The organism is Streptomyces laculatispora (assembly GCF_017353455.1).
GTDB lineage: Bacteria > Actinomycetota > Actinomycetes > Streptomycetales > Streptomycetaceae > Streptomyces > Streptomyces laculatispora.
Map to the genome: position 1 here is coordinate 1 of NZ_JAFMPZ010000050.1, position 18,992 is coordinate 18,992.

The 18,992-nt window shown below is 71.1% G+C and carries 17 protein-coding genes and 2 pseudogenes; 8 read left to right on the forward strand and 11 right to left on the reverse strand.

All coding sequences use genetic code 11. The annotated features are described in order from the left end of the window. Positions 1-115: 115 nt before the first annotated feature. Complete coding sequence (locus J1C73_RS01790) at positions 116-925, reverse strand: Fpg/Nei family DNA glycosylase (RefSeq protein WP_207314757.1); 810 nt, start codon at positions 923-925, stop codon at positions 116-118. A gap of 87 nt (positions 926-1,012) precedes the next feature. Continuing rightward, positions 1,013-1,501, reverse strand: a complete 489-nt coding sequence (locus J1C73_RS01795) for a ribose-5-phosphate isomerase (protein WP_073739017.1) — start codon at positions 1,499-1,501, stop codon at positions 1,013-1,015. Positions 1,502-1,729: 228 nt separating this feature from the next. Here J1C73_RS01795 and J1C73_RS01800 point away from each other — a divergent pair, with 228 nt between their 5' ends. Together J1C73_RS01800 and J1C73_RS01805 are read left to right on the forward strand one after the other, a co-directional pair. Then, positions 1,730-3,190, forward strand: a complete 1,461-nt coding sequence (locus J1C73_RS01800; protein ID WP_207314758.1) for an amino acid permease — start codon at positions 1,730-1,732, stop codon at positions 3,188-3,190. Between the two features lie 87 nt (positions 3,191-3,277). Beyond that, positions 3,278-4,600 carry an FAD-binding oxidoreductase gene (locus J1C73_RS01805; protein WP_207314759.1) on the forward strand — a complete coding sequence of 441 codons (1,323 nt, stop codon included), beginning with the start codon at positions 3,278-3,280 and terminating at the stop codon, positions 4,598-4,600. On the opposite strand, the gene J1C73_RS01810 is transcribed toward J1C73_RS01805, so the two are convergent. Then, entirely contained in the window at positions 4,581-5,177 is a 597-nt protein-coding gene (locus tag J1C73_RS01810; protein WP_123471049.1) for a biotin transporter BioY, read from the reverse strand. The two genes, J1C73_RS01805 and J1C73_RS01810, sit on opposite strands and share 20 nt — an antisense overlap. Before the next feature lie 501 nt (positions 5,178-5,678). Between J1C73_RS01810 and J1C73_RS01815 the strand changes: the two genes are divergently transcribed. Then, positions 5,679-7,097 carry an amino acid permease gene (locus J1C73_RS01815; RefSeq protein ID WP_207314760.1) on the forward strand — a complete coding sequence of 473 codons (1,419 nt, stop codon included), beginning with the start codon at positions 5,679-5,681 and terminating at the stop codon, positions 7,095-7,097. Between the two features lie 528 nt (positions 7,098-7,625). After that, positions 7,626-8,267, forward strand: coding sequence for a superoxide dismutase (locus J1C73_RS01820; protein WP_207314761.1), 642 nt, complete (start codon positions 7,626-7,628; stop codon positions 8,265-8,267). Between the two features lie 135 nt (positions 8,268-8,402). On the opposite strand, the gene J1C73_RS01825 is transcribed toward J1C73_RS01820, so the two are convergent. From J1C73_RS01825 to J1C73_RS01840, 4 genes are all read right to left on the reverse strand, one after another. Further along, complete coding sequence (locus J1C73_RS01825; protein WP_207314762.1) at positions 8,403-9,275, reverse strand: alpha/beta fold hydrolase; 873 nt, start codon at positions 9,273-9,275, stop codon at positions 8,403-8,405. Positions 9,276-9,428: 153 nt separating this feature from the next. Then, positions 9,429-9,578, reverse strand: a complete 150-nt coding sequence (locus tag J1C73_RS01830; RefSeq protein WP_164494320.1) for a hypothetical protein — start codon at positions 9,576-9,578, stop codon at positions 9,429-9,431. Between the two features lie 555 nt (positions 9,579-10,133). Continuing rightward, a complete protein-coding gene (locus J1C73_RS01835) occupies positions 10,134-10,976 on the reverse strand; it encodes an SCO4651 family lipoprotein (protein WP_504742453.1) in 843 nt (280 codons plus the stop codon). Between the two features lie 47 nt (positions 10,977-11,023). After that, a complete protein-coding gene (locus tag J1C73_RS01840; RefSeq protein WP_207314764.1) occupies positions 11,024-11,692 on the reverse strand; it encodes an O-methyltransferase in 669 nt (222 codons plus the stop codon). A gap of 102 nt (positions 11,693-11,794) precedes the next feature. Here J1C73_RS01840 and J1C73_RS01845 point away from each other — a divergent pair, with 102 nt between their 5' ends. The 3 genes and pseudogenes from J1C73_RS01845 to J1C73_RS35375 form a co-directional block, all read left to right on the forward strand. After that, the gene (locus J1C73_RS01845; protein ID WP_207314765.1) at positions 11,795-12,634 is read left to right on the forward strand and encodes an MOSC domain-containing protein; all 840 of its coding nucleotides are present in this window, start codon (positions 11,795-11,797) and stop codon (positions 12,632-12,634) included. A 156-nt stretch (positions 12,635-12,790) separates the two neighbouring features. Further along, on the forward strand, positions 12,791-13,756 hold the full coding sequence (locus tag J1C73_RS01850; RefSeq protein WP_123471493.1) for an aldo/keto reductase: 966 nt from the start codon (positions 12,791-12,793) through the stop codon (positions 13,754-13,756). Between the two features lie 39 nt (positions 13,757-13,795). Beyond that, positions 13,796-13,912: pseudogene (locus tag J1C73_RS35375) on the forward strand (NUDIX domain-containing protein); the annotation flags it as partial. Between the two features lie 25 nt (positions 13,913-13,937). Here J1C73_RS35375 and J1C73_RS01855 read toward each other — a convergent pair. The 4 genes and pseudogenes from J1C73_RS01855 to J1C73_RS01870 form a co-directional block, all read right to left on the reverse strand. Beyond that, positions 13,938-14,834, reverse strand: a pseudogene (locus tag J1C73_RS01855) (pyridoxal-dependent decarboxylase); the annotation flags it as partial. 4 nt (positions 14,835-14,838) lie between these two features. Further along, positions 14,839-15,069: a hypothetical protein gene (locus J1C73_RS01860; RefSeq protein WP_207314766.1), complete on the reverse strand. Its 231-nt coding sequence runs from the start codon at positions 15,067-15,069 to the stop codon at positions 14,839-14,841. A gap of 41 nt (positions 15,070-15,110) precedes the next feature. Next, entirely contained in the window at positions 15,111-15,569 is a 459-nt protein-coding gene (locus tag J1C73_RS01865; protein ID WP_207314767.1) for a GNAT family N-acetyltransferase, read from the reverse strand. Between the two features lie 69 nt (positions 15,570-15,638). Next, positions 15,639-16,289: a mycothiol-dependent nitroreductase Rv2466c family protein gene (locus J1C73_RS01870; RefSeq protein ID WP_207314768.1), complete on the reverse strand. Its 651-nt coding sequence runs from the start codon at positions 16,287-16,289 to the stop codon at positions 15,639-15,641. A gap of 134 nt (positions 16,290-16,423) precedes the next feature. Here J1C73_RS01870 and pepN point away from each other — a divergent pair. Continuing rightward, on the forward strand, positions 16,424-18,992 hold a 2,569-nt coding region (gene pepN / locus J1C73_RS01875; protein ID WP_207314769.1), incomplete at its 3' end, for an aminopeptidase N.

Sequence of the window (18,992 nt, forward strand, 5' to 3'; positions counted from 1 at the left end):
GGGCGGGGGCGGTGGCGGAGGTGTCGTCGGCGTTCCTGTCCGACGTGGCGCCGTGGTTGCCCCAGGGGTTCTAGGACACGGGTAGCCCGTCCGGCGATCGAGGACACGGGGGCGGTCAGCGGGACTGGCAGCCCGGGCACCAGAAGAGGTTCCGGGAGGACAGGTCCGCTGTGCGGATTTCCGTGCCGCAGATGTGGCACGCCTGCCGGGCGCGCCGGTAGACGTACACCTCGCCGCCGTGGTCGTCCACCCGCGGCGGGCGGCCCATGGCCTCGGGCAGGTGCGCGGGGCGGACCGTGTCGATGCGGTTGTTCCGTACGCCCTCGCGCATCAGCTCGCCCAGGTCCGTCCAGATCGCGTCCCACTCGCGGCGCGTGAGGCCCCTGCCGGGCCGGTACGGGTCGATGCCGTGCCGGAACAGCACCTCAGCGCGGTACACGTTGCCCACGCCCGCGACGACCTTCTGGTCCAGCAGCAGGGCGGCCACGGTGATCCGGCTCCGGGAGATCCGCAGCCACGCGCGCTCGCCGTCCTCGTCGCGGCGCAGCGGGTCGGGGCCCAGACGGTCGTGTATCGCCTGCTTCTCGGTGTCGGTGATCAGCGCGCAGGTGGTGGGGCCGCGCAGATCCGCGTGGTGCTCGTCGGTCAGCAGCCGGAGCCGGACCGTGTCGGTGGGCGGCGGGGCCGGGGCCGTACCGAATCCGAGCTTGCCGAACAGGCCGAGGTGGATGTGGACCCAGCCGGTCCCCTCGAAGCCGAGGAAGAGGTGCTTGCCGTGCGCGTCCACCCCGCCGAGCACCCGGCCGTCGAGCAGGGCGGCGCTGCCGGAGAACTTGCCCTGCGGGCTGCTCACCCGCACCGGCCGTCCGGCGAACCTGTCCCGGTGGTCCGCCGCGAGGCGGTGGATCGTGTGTCCCTCGGGCACGGCGGCGGCTCTCCTGGGTGAGGCGGTGGTGCGGACATGACTGTGCCGCCGGGGGCGCCGGCGGCACAGCGGAGGGTCGTGAGGCGGTCAGCCCTGCTGCGGGTGGTGGGCCGGGACCGGGGGAAGCTCGCCGGTGTTCTCGTACGCCGTGAGCATCGCGATGCGGCGGCTGTGCCGCTCCTCGCCGGAGTACGGGGTGGCGAGGAAGATCTCGACGAACTTCGTGCACTCCTCCTCGGTGTGCATCCGGCCGCCGATGGAGATCACGTTGGCGTCGTTGTGCTCGCGGCCCAGCGCGGCGGTCTGCTCGCTCCAGGCGAGTGCGGCGCGGACGCCCTTGACCTTGTTCGCGGCCATCTGCTCGCCGTTGCCGGAGCCGCCGATGACGATCCCGAGGCTGTCCGGGTCGGCGGCCGTCTTCTCGGCGGCGCGCAGGCAGAACGGCGGATAGTCGTCCTGGGCGTCGTAGATGTGGGGACCACAGTCGACGGCCTCGTGGCCTTGGGCCTTGAGCCACTCGACGAGGTGGTTCTTGAGTTCGTAACCGGCATGGTCGGAGCCGAGGTACACGCGCATGGGAGGAGTGTGGCACGAGCTTCGCCGGGTATCCGACGACGGGGTGCGGTGTGGCCCTGATGTGCGGACCCTGTGTGTGCAAAGCCACTGAGGCAACGATCGTGTCAACGATTCGGACTCAGGGGTTCCGCTTTCAGGGTTCGCCGGGCTTGAATGCAACGCTCGCCGCTCACCACCGTTCCGCGGCGGGCACGCAACGAGTGATCCGAAAACGTGAGGATTCGATCCATGACGTCGCAGACGACTCTGGCCGGACCGGGCCAGCAGCCCGAGGGGCCGGACCGTTCGGACCGCAAGGGCCCCGAGGACGGGCTCCAGGCCGGTCTCAAGAACCGTCACCTCTCGATGATCGCGATCGGCGGGGTGATCGGCGCGGGCCTCTTCGTGGGTTCGAGCGCGGGGATCGCCGCCGCCGGACCGGCCATCCTGCTGTCGTACGCGCTGGTCGGCCTGATGGTCGTCTTCGTGATGCGGATGCTCGGGGAGATGGCCGCCGCGCGGCCGGCGTCGGGCTCCTTCTCCGCCTACGCCGACCAGGCGCTGGGCCGCTGGGCCGGTTTCTCGATCGGCTGGCTCTACTGGTTCTTCTGGGTCGTGGTGCTCGCCGTCGAGGCCACGGCGGGTGCCAAGATCCTGGAGAACTGGGTGCCGGGCGTCCCGCAGTGGGCCTGGGCGCTGATCGTGATGCTGGTGCTGACCGCAACGAACCTGGTCTCGGTCGGCTCGTACGGCGAGTTCGAGTTCTGGTTCGCCGGGATCAAGGTGGTCGCGATCGGCGCCTTCGTGATCGTCGGCCTGCTCGCCGTCTTCGGCGTACTGCCGGGCTCGGACAACGCCGGCTCGGGGCTGGCCCATCTCACCGACACCGGCGGTTTCTTCCCCAAGGGGCCGGGCGCCATCCTCACCGGGGTGCTGATGGTGGTCTTCTCCTTCATGGGCAGTGAGATCGTGACGCTGGCGGCCGGCGAGTCGGAGAACCCGCAGCGCGCCGTCCAGAAGGCCACCAACAGCGTGATCTGGCGGATCGCCGTCTTCTACCTGGGCTCGATCTTCGTCGTGCTGACCCTGCTGCCGTGGAACGACGCCTCGATCATGGAGAAGGGCAGCTACGTCGCCGCGCTCGACTCGATCGGCATCCCGCACGCCGGCCAGGTGATGGACGTCATCGTGCTGACGGCCGTGCTGTCCTGTCTCAACTCCGGCCTCTACACGGCCTCCCGGATGGCCTTCTCGCTCGGCGGCCGCGGTGACGCCCCGAAGGCGTTCGCCCGGACCAACAAGCGGGGCGTGCCGCAGGCGGCCATCCTGTCCTCGGTCGTCTTCGGCTTCGTCGCCGTCTTCTTCAACTACCAATGGCCGGACACCGTCTTCGCGTTCCTGCTGAACTCCTCCGGTGCGGTCGCCCTGTTCGTCTGGCTGGTCATCTGCTTCACCCAGCTGCGGATGCGCGGCATCATCCTGCGCGAGTCGCCCGAGAAGCTCGTCGTGCGGATGTGGCTCTTCCCGTACCTGACCTGGGCGACCATCGCGATGATCTCGTTCGTCCTGGTCTACATGCTGACCGACGACGCGGGACGCGAGCAGGTGCTGCTCTCACTGCTGGTCGCGGTCCTGGTGGTGGCCTTCTCCTTGGTGCGTGAGGCGCGCCGGCGCCGCGGCGACGTCCCGGCCGGGACCGTCGACAGCTGATCACCCATACCTGACGGTCCCTGTCAGGTATACCGGGGAGGCTCTCCTTCGTCAGCCCATCGAGCGAGCGACTGGAGAGCCTCCGCCATGACTGCCGCCCCTGCCGGTTCCCGGTCCGGATTCCCGTCCGGATTCCAGACCGGTTTCACGATCCGCCCGGACCTCGTCGTCGAGGCCGCCGGGGCCGATGACGTACGTGACGCCGTGGCACGCGCCGCCGCGGGCGGGCTCCGGGTCGCCGTCCACGCCACCGGGCACGGCCTGCCGGGCGCCGTCGAGGGCGGGGTCCTGATCAGTACCGCCCGAATGGACTCCGTACGGATCGACCCGGTGCGCCGCACCGCCGCCGTCGGGGCGGGCACCACCTGGGGGCAGGTGGTCGAGGCGGCGGCACCGCACGGGCTCGCCCCGCTGAACGGCTCCGCCCCCGGGGTGGGCGCCGTCTCCTACACGCTGGGCGGCGGGCTGGGCATCCTGGCCCGGGAGTTCGGGTACGCCGCCGACCATGTGCGCTCACTCGATGTGGTGACGGGCGACGGGGTGCAGCGCCATGTCACCCCGCAGGACGAGCCCGAGCTGTTCTGGGGGCTGCGCGGCGGCGGGCACCGGCTGGGCGTGGTGACGGGGCTGGAGACCGGCCTCGCCCCGGTGGCCCGGCTGTACGGCGGCTCGCTCGCCTTCGACGGGGACGGCGAGGCCGGTGCGCGGGTGCTCCGGCGCTATCTGGAGTGGACCCGGACCGTGCCCGACGCGCTGACGTCGTCGGTGGCCGCACTCGTGTACCCGGACGTGCCGCAGATGCCGGAGCCGATGCGGGGCCGCTACGTCATCTCCGTACGGGTCGCGTACACCGGCAGCGCGGCCGAGGGCGAACGCCTCGTCGCGCCCCTGCGGGCGATCGGGCCCGCGTCGGCGGACTCGCTGCGGGAGATGCCGTACACCGACAGCCACACCATCCACAACGACCCGCCGTTCCCGCACGCGTACTACGGGGACGGGCTGATGCTGAGCGGGCTGGACCCCGAACGCGCGGCGCGGGTGCTGGAGCTGACCGGCCGGAAGGCCCCGATGATGACCGTGGTCCAGCTCAACCACCTGGGCGGCGCACTGGCCACCGGGCCGGCCGCGGAGAACGCGGTGCCGTTTCGCGAGGCCGGATTCCTGCTGCGGCTGCTGTCACCGCTCGACGGTACGGACGTGGCCTCCGTCCGGGCCCTGTACGAAGAGGTGGCCGGGACCCTCGCCCCGCTCGTCGTGGGCCGTTCGCTGAACTTCTCCTTCGGCGGCGGGGACCGCACCGACGGCTTCCACGACCCGCGGACGCACGAGAGGCTCGCCGGTCTGGTGTCGCGGTACGACCCGGCGAGCCTCTTCGGAGGGAGTTACGGCGTCAGCCGCGACGCCCGATGAGCTTCCAGGACGCGGGCAGCGCGCCCATCGCGAGCGCCGCCTTCAGCGCGTCGCCGAGCAGGAACGGCGTCAGGCCGGCCGCGATCGCGGCGCTCGCCGACATGCCGGTGGACAGCGCCAGATAGGGCACGCCGACCGCGTAGATGAGCGCCGAACCGAGCACCATCGTGCCCGCCGTACGCAGCACCGAACGGTCGCCGCCGCGGCGGGCGAGGCCGCCGACCACGGTCGCGGCGAGCAGCATGCCGAGCACATAGCCGAACGAGGCGCCGCCGGCACCGGAGCTGCCGGCCGAGAACCACGGCATGCCCGCCATGCCGACGAGCGCGTACACGGCGAGGGCCAGGAAGCCGCGGCGGGCGCCGAGCGCGGTGCCGACCAGCAGCGCGGCGAAGGTCTGACCGGTGACCGGGACCGGGGAGCCGGGGACCGGCACGGCGATCTGGGCGGCTATGCCGGTGAGCGCGGCGCCGCCGAGCACCAGGGCGGTGTCCACCGCGTAGCGGTGCCGGGCGGCGGGCAGCAGGTCGGCGAGGACCGCTCCGGTACGGACGGGGGCGGCGGCAGCAGTACTCATCGGGACTCCGCGAGGTGAGGGCAGGTGGGGACAGGGCTGAGCCCGACGCTATCCGACGCAGCCACGCCCGATCACCATCAGCGGCCCACAAAGCGGCGGTTGAGGGATTGGTGGGATTCGCACAAAGAGCGGCACACAATCGCCCCTGGACGTGATGCTCATCACTGAGGTGGGAGCGGATCAACCACCTGCGGACCGGGAAGGACACCGGGAGCCGACTGTTGACTCCCTCTAAACGACCGAACCGCGACCGGACGGCGACCGGACGGCGACCGGACCGCGTCAGGGTCACAGCAGGACCGCGGCGGAGTCGCGGCAGAGTCGCGGCAAGGGCCCCGGAAGAGCCTTGGTGGCGCCCCTGCGGCGCCCCGCTCCGAGCAGCGGGATGTGCACCTTGTGTGAGCATGGTGCCCGTATAGCGGACATCCGTTCCGCCTGAACGGTGCGCGCGTCCAGACTGGGACACGTCCCCCCATCTCACCGAGCGAACAGAGTTCGTCCATGCCTCGGACCTCCGTGCCTCCCCCCACCGGCACCCCGGCCGTCACCTCCGCCAGCGGGACCGACTCGGCCCTCACCCACGGACTCAAGCAGCGCCATCTGTCGATGATCGCCCTCGGCGGTGTCATCGGCGCCGGGCTGTTCGTCGGCTCCGGCGCGGGAATCGCCGCGGCGGGCCCCTCCATCGTCATCGCGTACGCCTGCTCCGGGCTGCTGGTCATGCTCGTGATGCGGATGCTCGGCGAGATGTCGGCGGCCAATCCGGCGTCCGGCTCCTTCTCCGTGCACGCCGAGCGGGCGATCGGCCCGTGGGCGGGGTTCACGGCGGGCTGGGCGTTCTGGGTGCTGCTCTGCGTCGCCGTCGGCCTCGAAGGGATCGGGGCGGCGAAGATCGTCACCGGCTGGCTGCCCGGGACTCCGGAGTGGGCCTGGGTGGCGCTGTTCATGGTGGTGTTCCTGGGGACGAACCTGGCCTCGGTGACGAAGTTCGGCGAGTTCGAGTTCTGGTTCGCCGCGCTCAAGGTCGTCGCGATCACACTGTTCCTGGTGCTGGGCGTGCTGGCGGTCCTCGGCGTGCTCCCGGACACGGACGCCCCCGGCACCGCCAACCTCAGCGGTGAGGGCGGCTTCATGCCGAACGGCTCCGAGGGGCTGGTCATCGGGCTGCTCGCCTCCGTCTTCGCGTACGGCGGTCTGGAGACCGTCACCATCGCCGCGGCCGAGTCCGAGAACCCGGTGCGCGGTGTCGCGAAGGCCGTGCGGACGGCGATGTGGCGGATCGCGCTCTTCTACGTCGGCTCGATGGCGGTCATCGTCACGCTGGTCCCGTGGGACGACCCGAAGGTCGTGTCGGTCGGCCCCTTCTACGCGGCCCTGGACCACCTCGGCATCAGCGGCGCCGCGGAGATCATGAACGTGGTCATCCTGGTGGCGCTGCTCTCCGCGATGAACGCCAACATCTACGGTGCCTCGCGCATGGCCTGCTCCCTGGTCGCCCGCGGCCAGGGCCCGAAGCGGCTCGGCAGGGTCTCGTCCGGCGTGCCGCGCCGCGCGGTCCTGGTCTCGTCCGTGTTCGGCTTCCTGTGCGTGCTGCTGAGCTACTGGCGTCCGGACGACGTCTTCCCCTGGCTGCTCAACATGACCGGCGCGGTGATCCTGGTCGTCTGGATCTTCATCGCCGTCTCCCAGCTGATCCTGCGCGCCCGGCTGGAGCGCGAGGAGCCGCAGAAGCTGGTGGTCCGGATGTGGCTGTTCCCGGTCCTGACGGTGGTGGCCCTGGTGGCCATGGTCGGCATCTTCTTCCTGATGCTCCGCCAGCCCGGCACCCGCGACCAGCTGCTGGCGACGGGCGCGCTGACGGCGGTACTGATCGTCATCGGCGTCCTGCGGCAGCGGCGCTCCGCGGGTGCGGGGGCCTGAGGGCCGCCGGCGCCGCGGCCGTCGGGCCGGGCCGGCGCTCCCGGCTCAGGAGGTGACGTCGTTGACGATGTTCGCGATCCCCCAGACCGCCCAGGCGACCACCAGCCCTGCCAGAGGGTCCCGGCGGTCTCCTCTCGGTAGACCACCGTGGCGCAGTTGCGGCAGAACGGCCCGTCGATCCGGTGGAAGCGCATCATCAGCAGCACGCCCTGGTGACGGCGGAACGTGACCCTCGCGGCGGGGCACCCCCGCACGCCCGGCACTGGACGACGGGCTGAGCACCGTGCGCTCCGGGCGGCGCGGCCTGACCGGGCGCCGTCCCCCACCCGGCCGCCGGCGGACCGAAGCCCGCGGACTGCTGCGGATGAGGGGGCGCCGGGTACGGGCCGGGGAGGTCGGGCCGCGCGGACGGGGGAGGGCCGGAGTCCTACGCCGAAGGACTGACCTCCCCTCAGCCACTGCTGCTGTTAGCCTGCTCTTGCATATAGATTGCAATAACAACAGGACAGCAGCTGGAGGGTTCGAATCATGGCCACGTACACGCTCCCGGAACTCCCGTACGACTACGCGGCGCTCGAACCGGTCATCAATCCGCAGATCGTCGAGCTCCACCACGACAAGCACCACGCCGCGTACGTGAAGGGCGCGAACGACACCCTGGAGCAGCTGGAGGAGGCGCGCGACAAGGGGGCCTGGGGAGCGATCAACGGGCTCCAGAAGAACCTCGCGTTCCACCTCTCCGGCCACATCCTGCACTCGATCTACTGGCACAACATGACCGGTGACGGCGGCGGCGAGCCCCTCGCCGCGGACGGTGTCGGCGGCCTCGCGGACGCGATCACCGAATCCTTCGGCTCCTTCGCGGGCTTCAAGTCCCAGCTGACGAAGGCCGCGGCCACCACGCAGGGCTCCGGCTGGGGCGTCCTCGCGTACGAGCCGGTCAGCGGCAGGCTGATCGTCGAGCAGGTCTACGACCACCAGGGCAATGTCGGCCAGGGCTCCGTCCCGGTCCTGGTCTTCGACGCCTGGGAGCACGCCTTCTACCTCCAGTACAAGAACCAGAAGGTCGACTTCATCGAGGCGATGTGGGCCGTCGTCAACTGGCAGGACGTGGCGAAGCGTTACGCGGCCGCCAAGGAGCGCGCCGACGTGCTGCTGCTCGCCCCCTGACCGGGAGGCACGCTTGAACGTCCTGCCTCGTGATCGTCTTCTCAACCTTCACCGGGCAGGCGGATGAAGGGGGGACCCTCGCCTGGACGTGACAGGCGGGGGTCCTTCTGTCACGTTCCGCGCCAGGGGTAGGGGTCAGGAGGCAGGGGTGTGCTTCAGCAGGGTGCTCAGCATCTGCTCGGCGTGTGTCCAGAGCACCGCCCCGCCGGCATCCGGCACCAGGTGCCGGACCGCCCGGGGGATGCGCGAGGTCAGACCGGCCCCCTGGTCGGGCGAGTGGCCGGTGTCCTTCTCCCCGTACCAGAGGTCCACCGGTACGTCGATGTCCGAGAGTTCGATGCCCCAGTGCCCCATGGCCAGAACGGTGTCCCGGGCATAGCCGTCGGCCCCCTGCGCGAAGGCTTCGTCGAGCGCGCGCCGGTAGGCGGCCGCGAACGCGGGCTGTCGATAGACGGCGAGGTCGCACTCCGGGCTGCCGGACATGACCATGTCCCACATCACCTGCGGGGTGAACCCGGCAAAGAGCTTCTCTGCGGCGGCCGGGTCGGACACCGCCAGTTCGACGAGGTGCCGCAGTTCGTCCGGAAGCGCGTCGGCGAACCGAGGTGCGGCGACCTCGTCCGCGCCGGAGACCACCGCGAGCGCGCCGACCACTCCGGCAGCGGCACAGGCGAGGGCGAAGGGCGCCCCCTGCGAGTTGCCGACCATCAGGGGCCGCTCCAGGCCACGCAGGGCGGCGAACGCGCGGACGTCGCCGACGGAGTCACCGAACGTACGCCCCGGCGCAGGCGAGGAGACCCCCAGACCGGGGCGGTCGACGGAGATCAGCCGCACACCGAGCCCGTCCAGCACATCGGCACCGAACCCGAGATGCCTGCTGGTAGCCGCACCGGGCGACAACAGCACCGGCACCCCGTCCAGCGGCCCCCACTCGGCCCAGCCCAGCAGCCGCCCTCCCGCCACCTGTTCCGTGCCGATACGAACCGGGTCACTTATGCGCAAACTCATGCATCCGATCATCACCGCCCCCGCCCCACCTGTCGAACGTTTTCCTCTCCCGACGCCGAACGCTGTCCAGCTCGGGGCGAGCAGGCAGGGGCTCGCCCCGAGGCGGAGAAAAGTTCTTTCGGCCTTGTCCCGGAGCGCTGTGCCGGCCGGCAGTCAGCCGGAGGTCAGGTCCAGCCCCTGCACCTCTTCGGCGCGAACGATGTCCGCACGGCTGGGCTGCTTCACCCGCACCGGCTCGTCGTAGTCGTCGAGTTCGAGCAGCACCGGGGCGTCGCCGAAACTGAAGTCGATACCCCGGGGCACGGACCCTCCCCTCTCCGGTACGTGCACCGACACTTCGCCGCCGCCGGAGCCGTGCGTGAGCTGAACGAGCCGCTCGCCTGCCCTGGTGCGCGGAGCCTGATCCGGCGAGCACAGGATCAAGCTCGGGAACTGCCGGCCATCCCGCCCATCATCGCGACGGCGAACAGCGTCGCCGATGTTCTTCTCCCGATCCCCACCCTGGACACTCCTCACCCCTTTGACCGCTTGCCTTGATCATCGCGAGCATCCCATGCAGGTGTCAGCCACAGACCAGGGCGATCATCAGCCCGTCGTGTCCCATGCCCCCACGGTCTGCAGCGCGGTCGAGGTCAACCTCGGCTCGGCCGCGACGAGTTCGGTGAACCGGCGAAGCGTTGCGCGGCCGCCGAGGAGCGCGCCGACGTACTGCTGCTCGCCCCCTGGCCGGGAGGCACATGAACGTCCTGCCTCGTGATCGTCCCCTCAACCCTCACCGGGCAGGCGGATGGAAGAAGGGCCCCCGCCTGAACGAGACAGGCGAGGGCCCTTCTGTCATGTTGCGCGGCAGGGGGCAGGTCAGCCGGGCAGCGGGCCGCCGACAGCCGGCATGGGGACGACCTTGCCGGGGTCCGGAGCATTCACCCGCACCGCCTTCCCGTGGTACGCCAGATCCATCGTCGCCCTGGCGCCCGCCGCTCCCATGGGCCAGTCGAGCCTGGTGCGCACGATCCGCCCGTTCCGGTCGACCCAGGCATCCGCGTACACGGTGATCCCACCAACCTGTTCTCGCATGGTGCCGGTCTTGGCCCGCATGTCCTTCGCCATCCGCAGCGTGACCGTCTCATCGGTGAGCACACCGCGGTAGTGAACTGCGGGCGTGCCGCTCACTGTCTCCTCACCGACCTTCGAGGTCTGGCGCATCTGCGCCACCTGGCGCAAGACGTGTTCGGGGTCGTTCATCGGTGCCCGCAGCACGTAATGAGCCTCGGCCTTGTCCCGGCGAATCGATCCCCAGGAGCCTTCCATCTCGGCGAATCCACCCATGTAGACGGTGTCGCCGTCGAAGATCTCCTCCATGCGGGGCGACGTCTTCCGAGGAGTCGCCGCATTGTGGAGGGCAACCCCGAGGCGCCCCCTGGCGCCCGCCCAGTCGAAGTCACCCTTGATCGAGACGACGTAGTTGGTGGTGCCGTCCCCTATCTCGATCTGCTCATCGATCCGGGCGCTGCTCCTTTTCGTCGCGGCCACCGCGGCCCGTACCGCTGCCCCGTGGTCCGCCGCCGAGTGGGACTGGGAGGCTTTCCCAGGCCTCTCCGCCTCTCGCGCCGATCCCGATCCCGATTCCCCGGAGCATCCAGCGCATAGCAGTGCCGCGGCGACAACAAGCGGGGCAAGGGGGCGCTGCAATGGTCTCTCCACAAGGTGATAGCCGGGAACGCGTGATCGTATCAACCCGGCTCCGGGACCTAGCCGGTGACGAGGGCCATCAGCAGCCCGTCGTACCCCTTGCTGCCGACGGTCTGCAGTGCGGTCGCGGTCAAGGTCGGCTCGGCCGCGACGAGTTCGGTGAACCGGCGCACTCCCTGAACCTTCGGGTCCTCGCTCCCGGCGTCGACCACCTCTCCGTCGCGCACGACGTTGTCGGCGACGATCAGGCTCCCGGGCCGGGTCAGCTTCAGCGACCAGGCCAGGTAGTCGGGGTTGCTCGGCTTGTCGGCATCGATGAACACGACGTCGAACGGCCCGTACCCCTGCTCCGCGAGCTCCGGCAGCGTGTCGAGGGCCAGGCCGACCCGGATCTCCACGACATCCGCCAGGCCGGCGCGCTCGATGTTCCGGCGCGCCACCTCGGCGCACTCCGGATCGGCTTCGAGCGTGACGACCCTGCCGCCCTCGGGCAGCGCGCGGGCCAGCCAGATGGTGCTGTATCCGCCCAGGGTGCCGATCTCCAGAACGGTGCGCGCCCCCTGGAGCCGGGCCAGCAGGTTCAGCAGCTTCCCCTGGTTGGCGGCGACCTGGATCGCCGGCAGCCCGGCCCTGTCACTGGCCTCCACCGCCGCTTCCAGCGCCTCGTCCGAGCCCACCAGCAGAGCGTTGAAGTAGTCGTCGACCTCGGCCCACCGCGCCTGCGTCATGGCATGTTCCCCTCTCGACCCACCTAAGTTCCTAAAGGGAACTTACCTCATGCGAGGTGAATGGGATGATGGGGCCCCAGCGTGTTTTCCGGAGAGGACATCATGACGATCACCGTGCGAGAGCTGGTGTACTACCCGGTCAAGGGCTGCGCGGGAACCGCTGCCGGCTCCGCGCAGGTCATCGGTACCGGCCTTGAGCACGACCGGACCTTCATGGTGGTGGACGCCGCGAACGGCGCCTTCCGCAGCCAGCGCACGCACCCCGCGATGGCCGCGATCAGGGTCGGGATCCTGCGGTCCGGGGCGGTGCTGACGCTCAGCGCCGAGGGCGTCGAACCCCTGCGTCTGGACGTCGACCGGGACGGCCCGCGCCGCGACGTCAGCATGTTCGACCGCCCCCTCGGCGCGGCCGTCGACCAGGGGGGCACGGCCGCGGAGTGGTTCTCCGACGTGCTGGGAGCCAAGTCCCGCCTGGTGCGGGCGGCCCCCGGCTTCGACCGGGACGGCTGGGGCGACACCCCCGGCAAGGTCAACTTCGCCGACGCGCACGCGGTGCTGGTCACCTCGACGGCCTCCCTGGACGACCTGAACGCCCGGATCGCCGCACGGGGCGACGCCGACGCCGTCCCGATGGACCGCTTCCGGCCCAACATCGTCCTGACCGGCAAGGATGAACCGCACTTCGAGGACCGGGTGCGCCGGATGACCCTGGGCTCCGTCGAACTCGCCCACTCGGTACGGGCGATGCGGTGCAGCGTCCCGCTCGTCGACCAGAGCACCGGCCGCCGCAGGGGCCCGGAACCGGTCCGGACCCTGGCGACGTACCGGCGCGAGGCGGAGTACGGCAACCGGGTCAGCTTCGGCGTGAAGAACGCGGTGGTCTGCGAGGGCGTGGTGAGCGTCGGCGACCCGGTCACGGTCCACGGCCTGGTCAGCCCGTAGGCGCACCGGCCCCGGGCCGCGCGCCGCGCCCGTACCGTGGGCCGACGCACCGAAAATCGCCTGACCTCAACGCACAAGTCACCTATCGTCAACGTCATTTGCCGGTACGGAGCCCTGGCTCCGGCCGGCACGGGAACCATGACGTGGAGGATGATTGTGCGCTACCGCGAGCTGGGACGCAGCGGACTGCCGGTGTCCGAGATCGGCTACGGCGCGTGGGGCATCGGCGAGTCCAGCTGGGTGGGCGCGACGGAGGACGAATCCGTACGCGCCCTCCACCGGGCCGTCGACCTCGGCGTGAACTTCATCGACACGGCGCGCGGCTACGGCGAGAGCGAGCGCATCGTCGGACAGGTCGTGCGGGAGCGGGCCGGGGACGACGTACTGGTCGCGACCAAGGTGCCGCCGAAGAACGGGGTGTGGCCCCCGGCGGACGGCACGGACCCGGCGCAGGCGTTCCCGGGCGAGTACATCCGTACGAGCCTGGAGACCAGTCTGCGCGCATCCGGCCTGGACCACTTCGACGTGCTCCAGTTCCACGTCTGGCACGACGAGTGGGTGGGGCGCGGGGACTGGCTGGAGACGGTCGCCGAGCTGAAGCGGGAGGGGAAGATCCGCCTGTTCGGGGTCTCCGTCAACGACCACCGGCCCGAGAGCGCGCTCGCGCTGGTCCGCAGCGGTGCGGTGGACAGCGTCCAGGTCATCTACAACGTGTTCGACCAGGCACCGGCCGACGAACTGCTGCCGGCCTGCGAGGAGCACGGTGTCGGGGTCATCGTCCGGGTGGCCCTGGACGAGGGCGGGCTGACCGGCCGGATCACCGCCGGCACGACGTTCCCCGAGGGCGACTGGCGCAACCGCTACTTCCGCGACGACCGACCGGCCCAGGTCGAACGGCGGGTGGCGGCGATCGTCGCGGACCTGGGCATCGAGCAGGACGCGGTCGCGGAGTACGCGCTGCGGTTCGTGCTGAGTTCGCCCGCGGTCTCCACCGTCATCCCCGGTATGCGCAGTGTGCGCAACGTGGAGCGCAACACCGCGCTCAGCGACGGGCGTCCGCTCACCGCGGACCAGCTCGGCGTGCTGGCCAAGCACCGGTGGCAGCGGAACTTCTACTCCTGAGCCGTACGGGAGAGCAGGGCCGGAAGGGCTGCTGTTGCTGTGGGGGCACGCTGGTGGTTCACGGCCGGCGGCGGGGTCGGGGCCGGTGAGGGCGATGTGCCGGCGGCGGTGCGCGAAGTGCGGGAGGAGACCGTGCCGGAGCTTCCGGCCGACCGGCTCGGCCCGGTCGCCGAACCGGCCGTCAGATCCGGAAGACCGACCCCACGAACTCCGCGAGCAGCCGTTCCTTCAGCGGCCCGGGCAGGGCGTCCAGCAGGATCAGGACCGGGGCCATCCGGGCCGGCAGGCCGCCGTCGCCGGTGAGGCCCGCGAAGGCCAGGACCGCCTCGATCTCGTCCGGGCCGAGCTTCGACGGGTCGAGCCCCGCGGCCAGCTCGGCGAGGGCGGGGTCCACCACGACCGGGGGCAGGGCGCGGGCCGCGTGCAGCGCCGTATCGAGGTCGGTGAGCAGGGCGTCCACCTGGCCGACCGTGGCCGGGGTGAGCGTGAGGTGGAGATTGGGCGGCAGCCCGTCGAAGGAGAGCTGCGGCTGGAGGTACCAGCCGCGCTCGCGCATCTCGTCCGCGAGGTGCAGCAGCAGGCTCAGTCCGGGCTCGCCGTCCGGGCCGTCCACGACGGTGAAGGCGACGAGTCCGGCCGAGGGATCGCCGAGCACCCGTACGCCCGCCGTCGCGCGCAGCCCCGCGAGCAGCCGGCCGGAGGCCTCGGCCACCCGGGCGGCCAGTGCGGTGTAGCCGTCCTCGCCGACGTACCGCAGCACCGCCCACGCCTGCGCCAGCAGCCCTGCCGGCTTGGTGCCCTGGACGGTCGGGTTGACGACCGGGTAGCCGGGCCAGCCCGCGTGGGCGAAGTACTGGTGGCGGCGGAGCCCGGCGTCCCGGTAGAGCACCACGGAGGCGCCCTTGTCCGCGTAGCCGTACTTGTGCAGGTCCACGGAGAGCGAGGTGACGCCGGGGACGGAGAGGTCGAACGGCGGTATCTCCTGTCCCGCGCGCCGCAGATGGGGCAGCAGCCAGCCGCCGATGCAGGCGTCCACATGGCACAGGACGCCCCGTTCGGCGGCGGCCGCGGCGATCTCGGGGTCAGTCGGCATGGGCGGGCTCTTCCTGGAGCAGGACTCGGGACCGGTGCGGCGGCCACGGGCTGGCGACGGCCGGGACGCCGGCGAGGTGGTGGCGCGGGGCCGGCCCCGGCAGGACGGCGAACGTGCCGGTGCGCGGCGAGCCGGGCCCGTGTCCGATCCGGACCTGGCGCGGCAGGCGGGGGTCCGGCTCCGGGTCCGGTGTCATGTCCGCGGGGACGTCGGCTGACATGCCGCCGATCATGAACGAGAGTGCGAGCCCGCGGCAAGGGTTCAGCGTGGCGTGAGTGTGAACTCCAGCAACGGCAGCTCGCGGCCCGGGACCGATCCGGACGGCGTCGCCCCGATGCGGACGGCTCCCATGGCGCGATAGAACCCCTCGGCGTTCGGATCGGCGTCGATCGTGAAGCGCGCGAAGCCGAGCCTGCGGGCCTCGGCGACGACGTGCCCGAAGAGCAGCCGGCCCACCCCGCGCCCCAGCGCGTCCGGCTCGGCGAACATCATGCCGAGCACGCCGGCGGGCGGCGCTCCCTCCAGCGTGGTGAAGCCGAGGACCCGGCCGTCCTCCTCGGCGACCGCGGTCCGGCGGCGGTCGATGTCGGCGGGGGCCATGGTGAGTTCGTCACGGCACGCGGCGAGGAACGCCTCGTCGTAGCCCCAGTGACCCTTCGAGCGCAGGGCGAGCCCGGTCAGTTCCGCGGCTTCGGACGGGAGTCCGGGACGTACTCTCATGCGGTTCTCCGTTCACTGGGGCTGCGCCGGGTGCGGGCTCCGTGACCCACGGTGCCCGCACCCTGGTGGTCACGTGAAGTCGGGCCCCGCCGTCCGGGTCCGCTTGATCTCGTAGAAGCCGGGGATCGACGCGACCAGCAGCGTGCCGTCCCACAGCTTCGCCGCCTCCTCGCCCTTCGGCGCGGGGGTGACGACCGGGCCGAAGAAGGCGATCTGCTCGCCGTTCGCGCCCGGCACGGCGATGACCGGGGTGCCGACGTCCTGGCCGACCTTGTCGATGCCCTCCTTGTGGGAGGCGCGCAGCTCGGCGTCGTACACGTCCGAGTCCGCGAAGTCCGCCAGCTCGGCCGGCAGGCCGACGTCCTGGAGCGCGCCCACGATCGCCTCGCGGGTGGGACCCTCGCCCTGGTTGTGGAAGCGGGTGCCGAGCGCGGTGTAGAGGGGTCCGACGATGTCGTCGCCGTGCTTCTGCTGGGCGGCGACGACGACGCGTACCGGGCCCCAGGCCTTGTTCTCCAGGAGGTCGCGGTACTCCTCCGGCAGCTCGTCGAGCTTGTCCTCGTTGAGAACGGCCAGGCTCATCACGTGCCAGCGGACCTCGACGTCGCGGACCTTCTCCACCTCCAGCATCCAGCGGGAGGTCATCCAGGCCCAGGGACAGAGCGGGTCGAACCAGAAATCGGCGGGGATCTTGCGGGTGGCCGTGCTGTTGTCAGACATGTCTCTCCTCAAGCGGACCGATCTCCATCTGTGCGCGAGAACACCGCAGGACGCTCCGGCCATTCCCGCATGCCGGGCCGGGAGGTGGCATGGGAGTATCAAACTATTCGAACGTGACACAAAGGAGTGTGCTCGTGCCCGGTGAAAACCTGTCCCGCGACGAGGCCCGCGAGCGGGCCGAGCTGCTGACCGTCGACGGATACGACGTCGAGCTCGACGTCCGGTCCGCCATCGGTGAGCCCGGCGGGGACGGCGGGCCGGACTCCGGTCCGCGGACGTTCCGCTCGGTGACCACGATCCGGTTCCGCACGGCGCGCGCCGGTGCGTCGACCTTCGCCGATCTGATCGCTCCGGCCGTGAACGCGGTGACGCTGAACGGCACGGCGCTGGACCCGGCGGCCGTCTTCGACGGGACCCGGGTGGCACTGGCGGATCTGCCGGAGGGCGAACACGTCCTGGTGGTGGACGCGCAGTGCGCGTACAGCCGGACCGGCGAGGGGATGCACCGCTTCGTCGACCCGGAGGACGGCGAGGTCTACCTCTACACGCAGTACGAGCCGGCGGACTCGCGGCGCGTCTTCGCCAACTTCGAGCAGCCCGACCTGAAGGCCCCGTTCCGTTTCCGGGTGACGGCGCCCGAGGCGTGGACGGTCTGGAGCAACGGCGCCGAGGAGTCCCGGGAGGGCGGGGTCTGGCGGTTCGCCGGGACGAAGCCGATCTCCACGTACATCACGGCGGTCGTGGCCGGCCCGTACCACTACGTGACCGACTCCTACACCCGCACCTTCGACGACGGCACGAAGCTGGAGATCCCGCTCGGCGCGCTGTGCCGCAAGGGGCTCGCCCGGCACTTCGACGCCGACGACGTCTTCCTGATCACCAAGCAGGGCCTGGACTTCTTCCACGACAACTTCGACTACCCGTACCCGTTCGGGAAGTACGACCAGGCGTTCGTGCCCGAGTACAACCTCGGCGCGATGGAGAACCCGGGCTGCGTCACGTTCCGCGAGGAGTACATCTTCCGCGGGAAGGTGACGCAGGCGGCGTACGAGAGCCGGGCCAACGTCATCCTGCACGAGATGGCGCACATGTGGTTCGGCGACCTCGTCACCATGCAGTGGTGGGACGACCTGTGGCTCAAGGAGTCGTTCGCCGACTTCATGGGCGTCTTCGCCATGGTGGAGTCGACCCGGTTCGAGGACGGCTGGATCACCTTCGCCAACAACCGCAAGTCCTGGGCCTACCGCGCCGACCAGCTGCCGTCCACACACCCGGTCACGGCCGACATCCGTGACCTGGAGGACGCCAAGCTCAACTTCGACGGCATCACCTACGCCAAGGGCGCCTCGGTGCTCAAGCAGCTGGTGGCCTATGTGGGCCGGGACGCGTTCATGGAGGGCGCCCGCCGCTACTTCAAGAAGCACGCGTACGGCAACACCCAGCTGGGCGACCTGCTGTCGGTGCTGGCCGAGACGTCCGGGCGGGACATGACCGGCTGGTCACGCTCCTGGCTGCAGACCGCGGGCGTCAACGCGCTGACCCCGCTGGTGACGTACGACGCCGCGGACCGGATCACCGAACTGGCCGTCCTCCAGGAGGCGGACCGGTCCTACCCGGAGCTGCGCCCGCACCGCGTCGCGGTCGGTCTGTACCGGCGCGACTCCGGCGGCGACCTGGTGCGTTACGCACGGGCCGAGGTGGACGTGGCGGGGCCGCGCACGGTGATCGGGGAGCTGGCCGGGGCCGAACGGCCCGAGCTGATCCTCGTCAACGACGACGACCTGACGTACTGCAAGGTCCGCTTCGACGAGGTGTCGCTGGCCACGCTCCGCTCGCACCTCGGTGACATCACGGACCCGCTCGCGCGGGCGCTGTGCTGGTCCGCGCTGTGGAACCTGACCCGGGACGGCCTGATGCCGACCCGCGACTTCGTCTCGCTGGTCCTGGACTTCTCCGGCCGGGAGACGGACATCGGCGTCCTGCAGATGCTGCACGCCTGGACCCGGACCGCGCTGGTGCACTACGCGGCGCCCGCATGGCGCGAGGAGGGCGGCCGGGCGCTGGCCGAGGGCGCGCTGCGCGAGCTGCGGCTCGCGGCGCCGGGCAGTGAGCACCAGCTGGCGTGGGCCCGGTTCTTCGCGGCGGTCGCCGCGTCGGACACGGACTTCCAGCTGCTGTCCGGGCTGCTCGACACAACGGCTCGGATCGACGGGCTCGACGTCGACCAGGAGCTCCGGTGGACGTTCCTGTCCCCGCTGGCCGCGCACGGGGTGGCCGACGAGTCGGCGATCGACGCCGAACTGGCCCGCGACGACACGGCTTCCGGGAAGCGGCACCAGGTGCGGTGCCTGGCCTCGCGGCCCTCGGCGGCGGTCAAGGCGCAGGCGTGGGCGGGCGTCGTGGAGTCGGACGCGCTGTCCAACGCACTGGTGGAGGCGACGATCACGGGCTTCGAGCAGTCGTCACAGCGGGAGTTGCTCGCGCCGTACACGGACAAGTACTTCGAGGCGATCGAGCGGGTGTGGGCCGAGCGGTCGATCCAGATCGGGATGACCGTGGTGAAGGGCCTGTTCCCGGCCCTCCAGAGCGATGCCTCGACGCTGGCGGCGGCGGACGCGTGGCTGGCGGCGCACGCGGACGCGGCGCCGGCGCTGCGGCGGCTGGTGCTGGAGGCGCGGGACGACCTCGCCCGGGGTCTGCGGG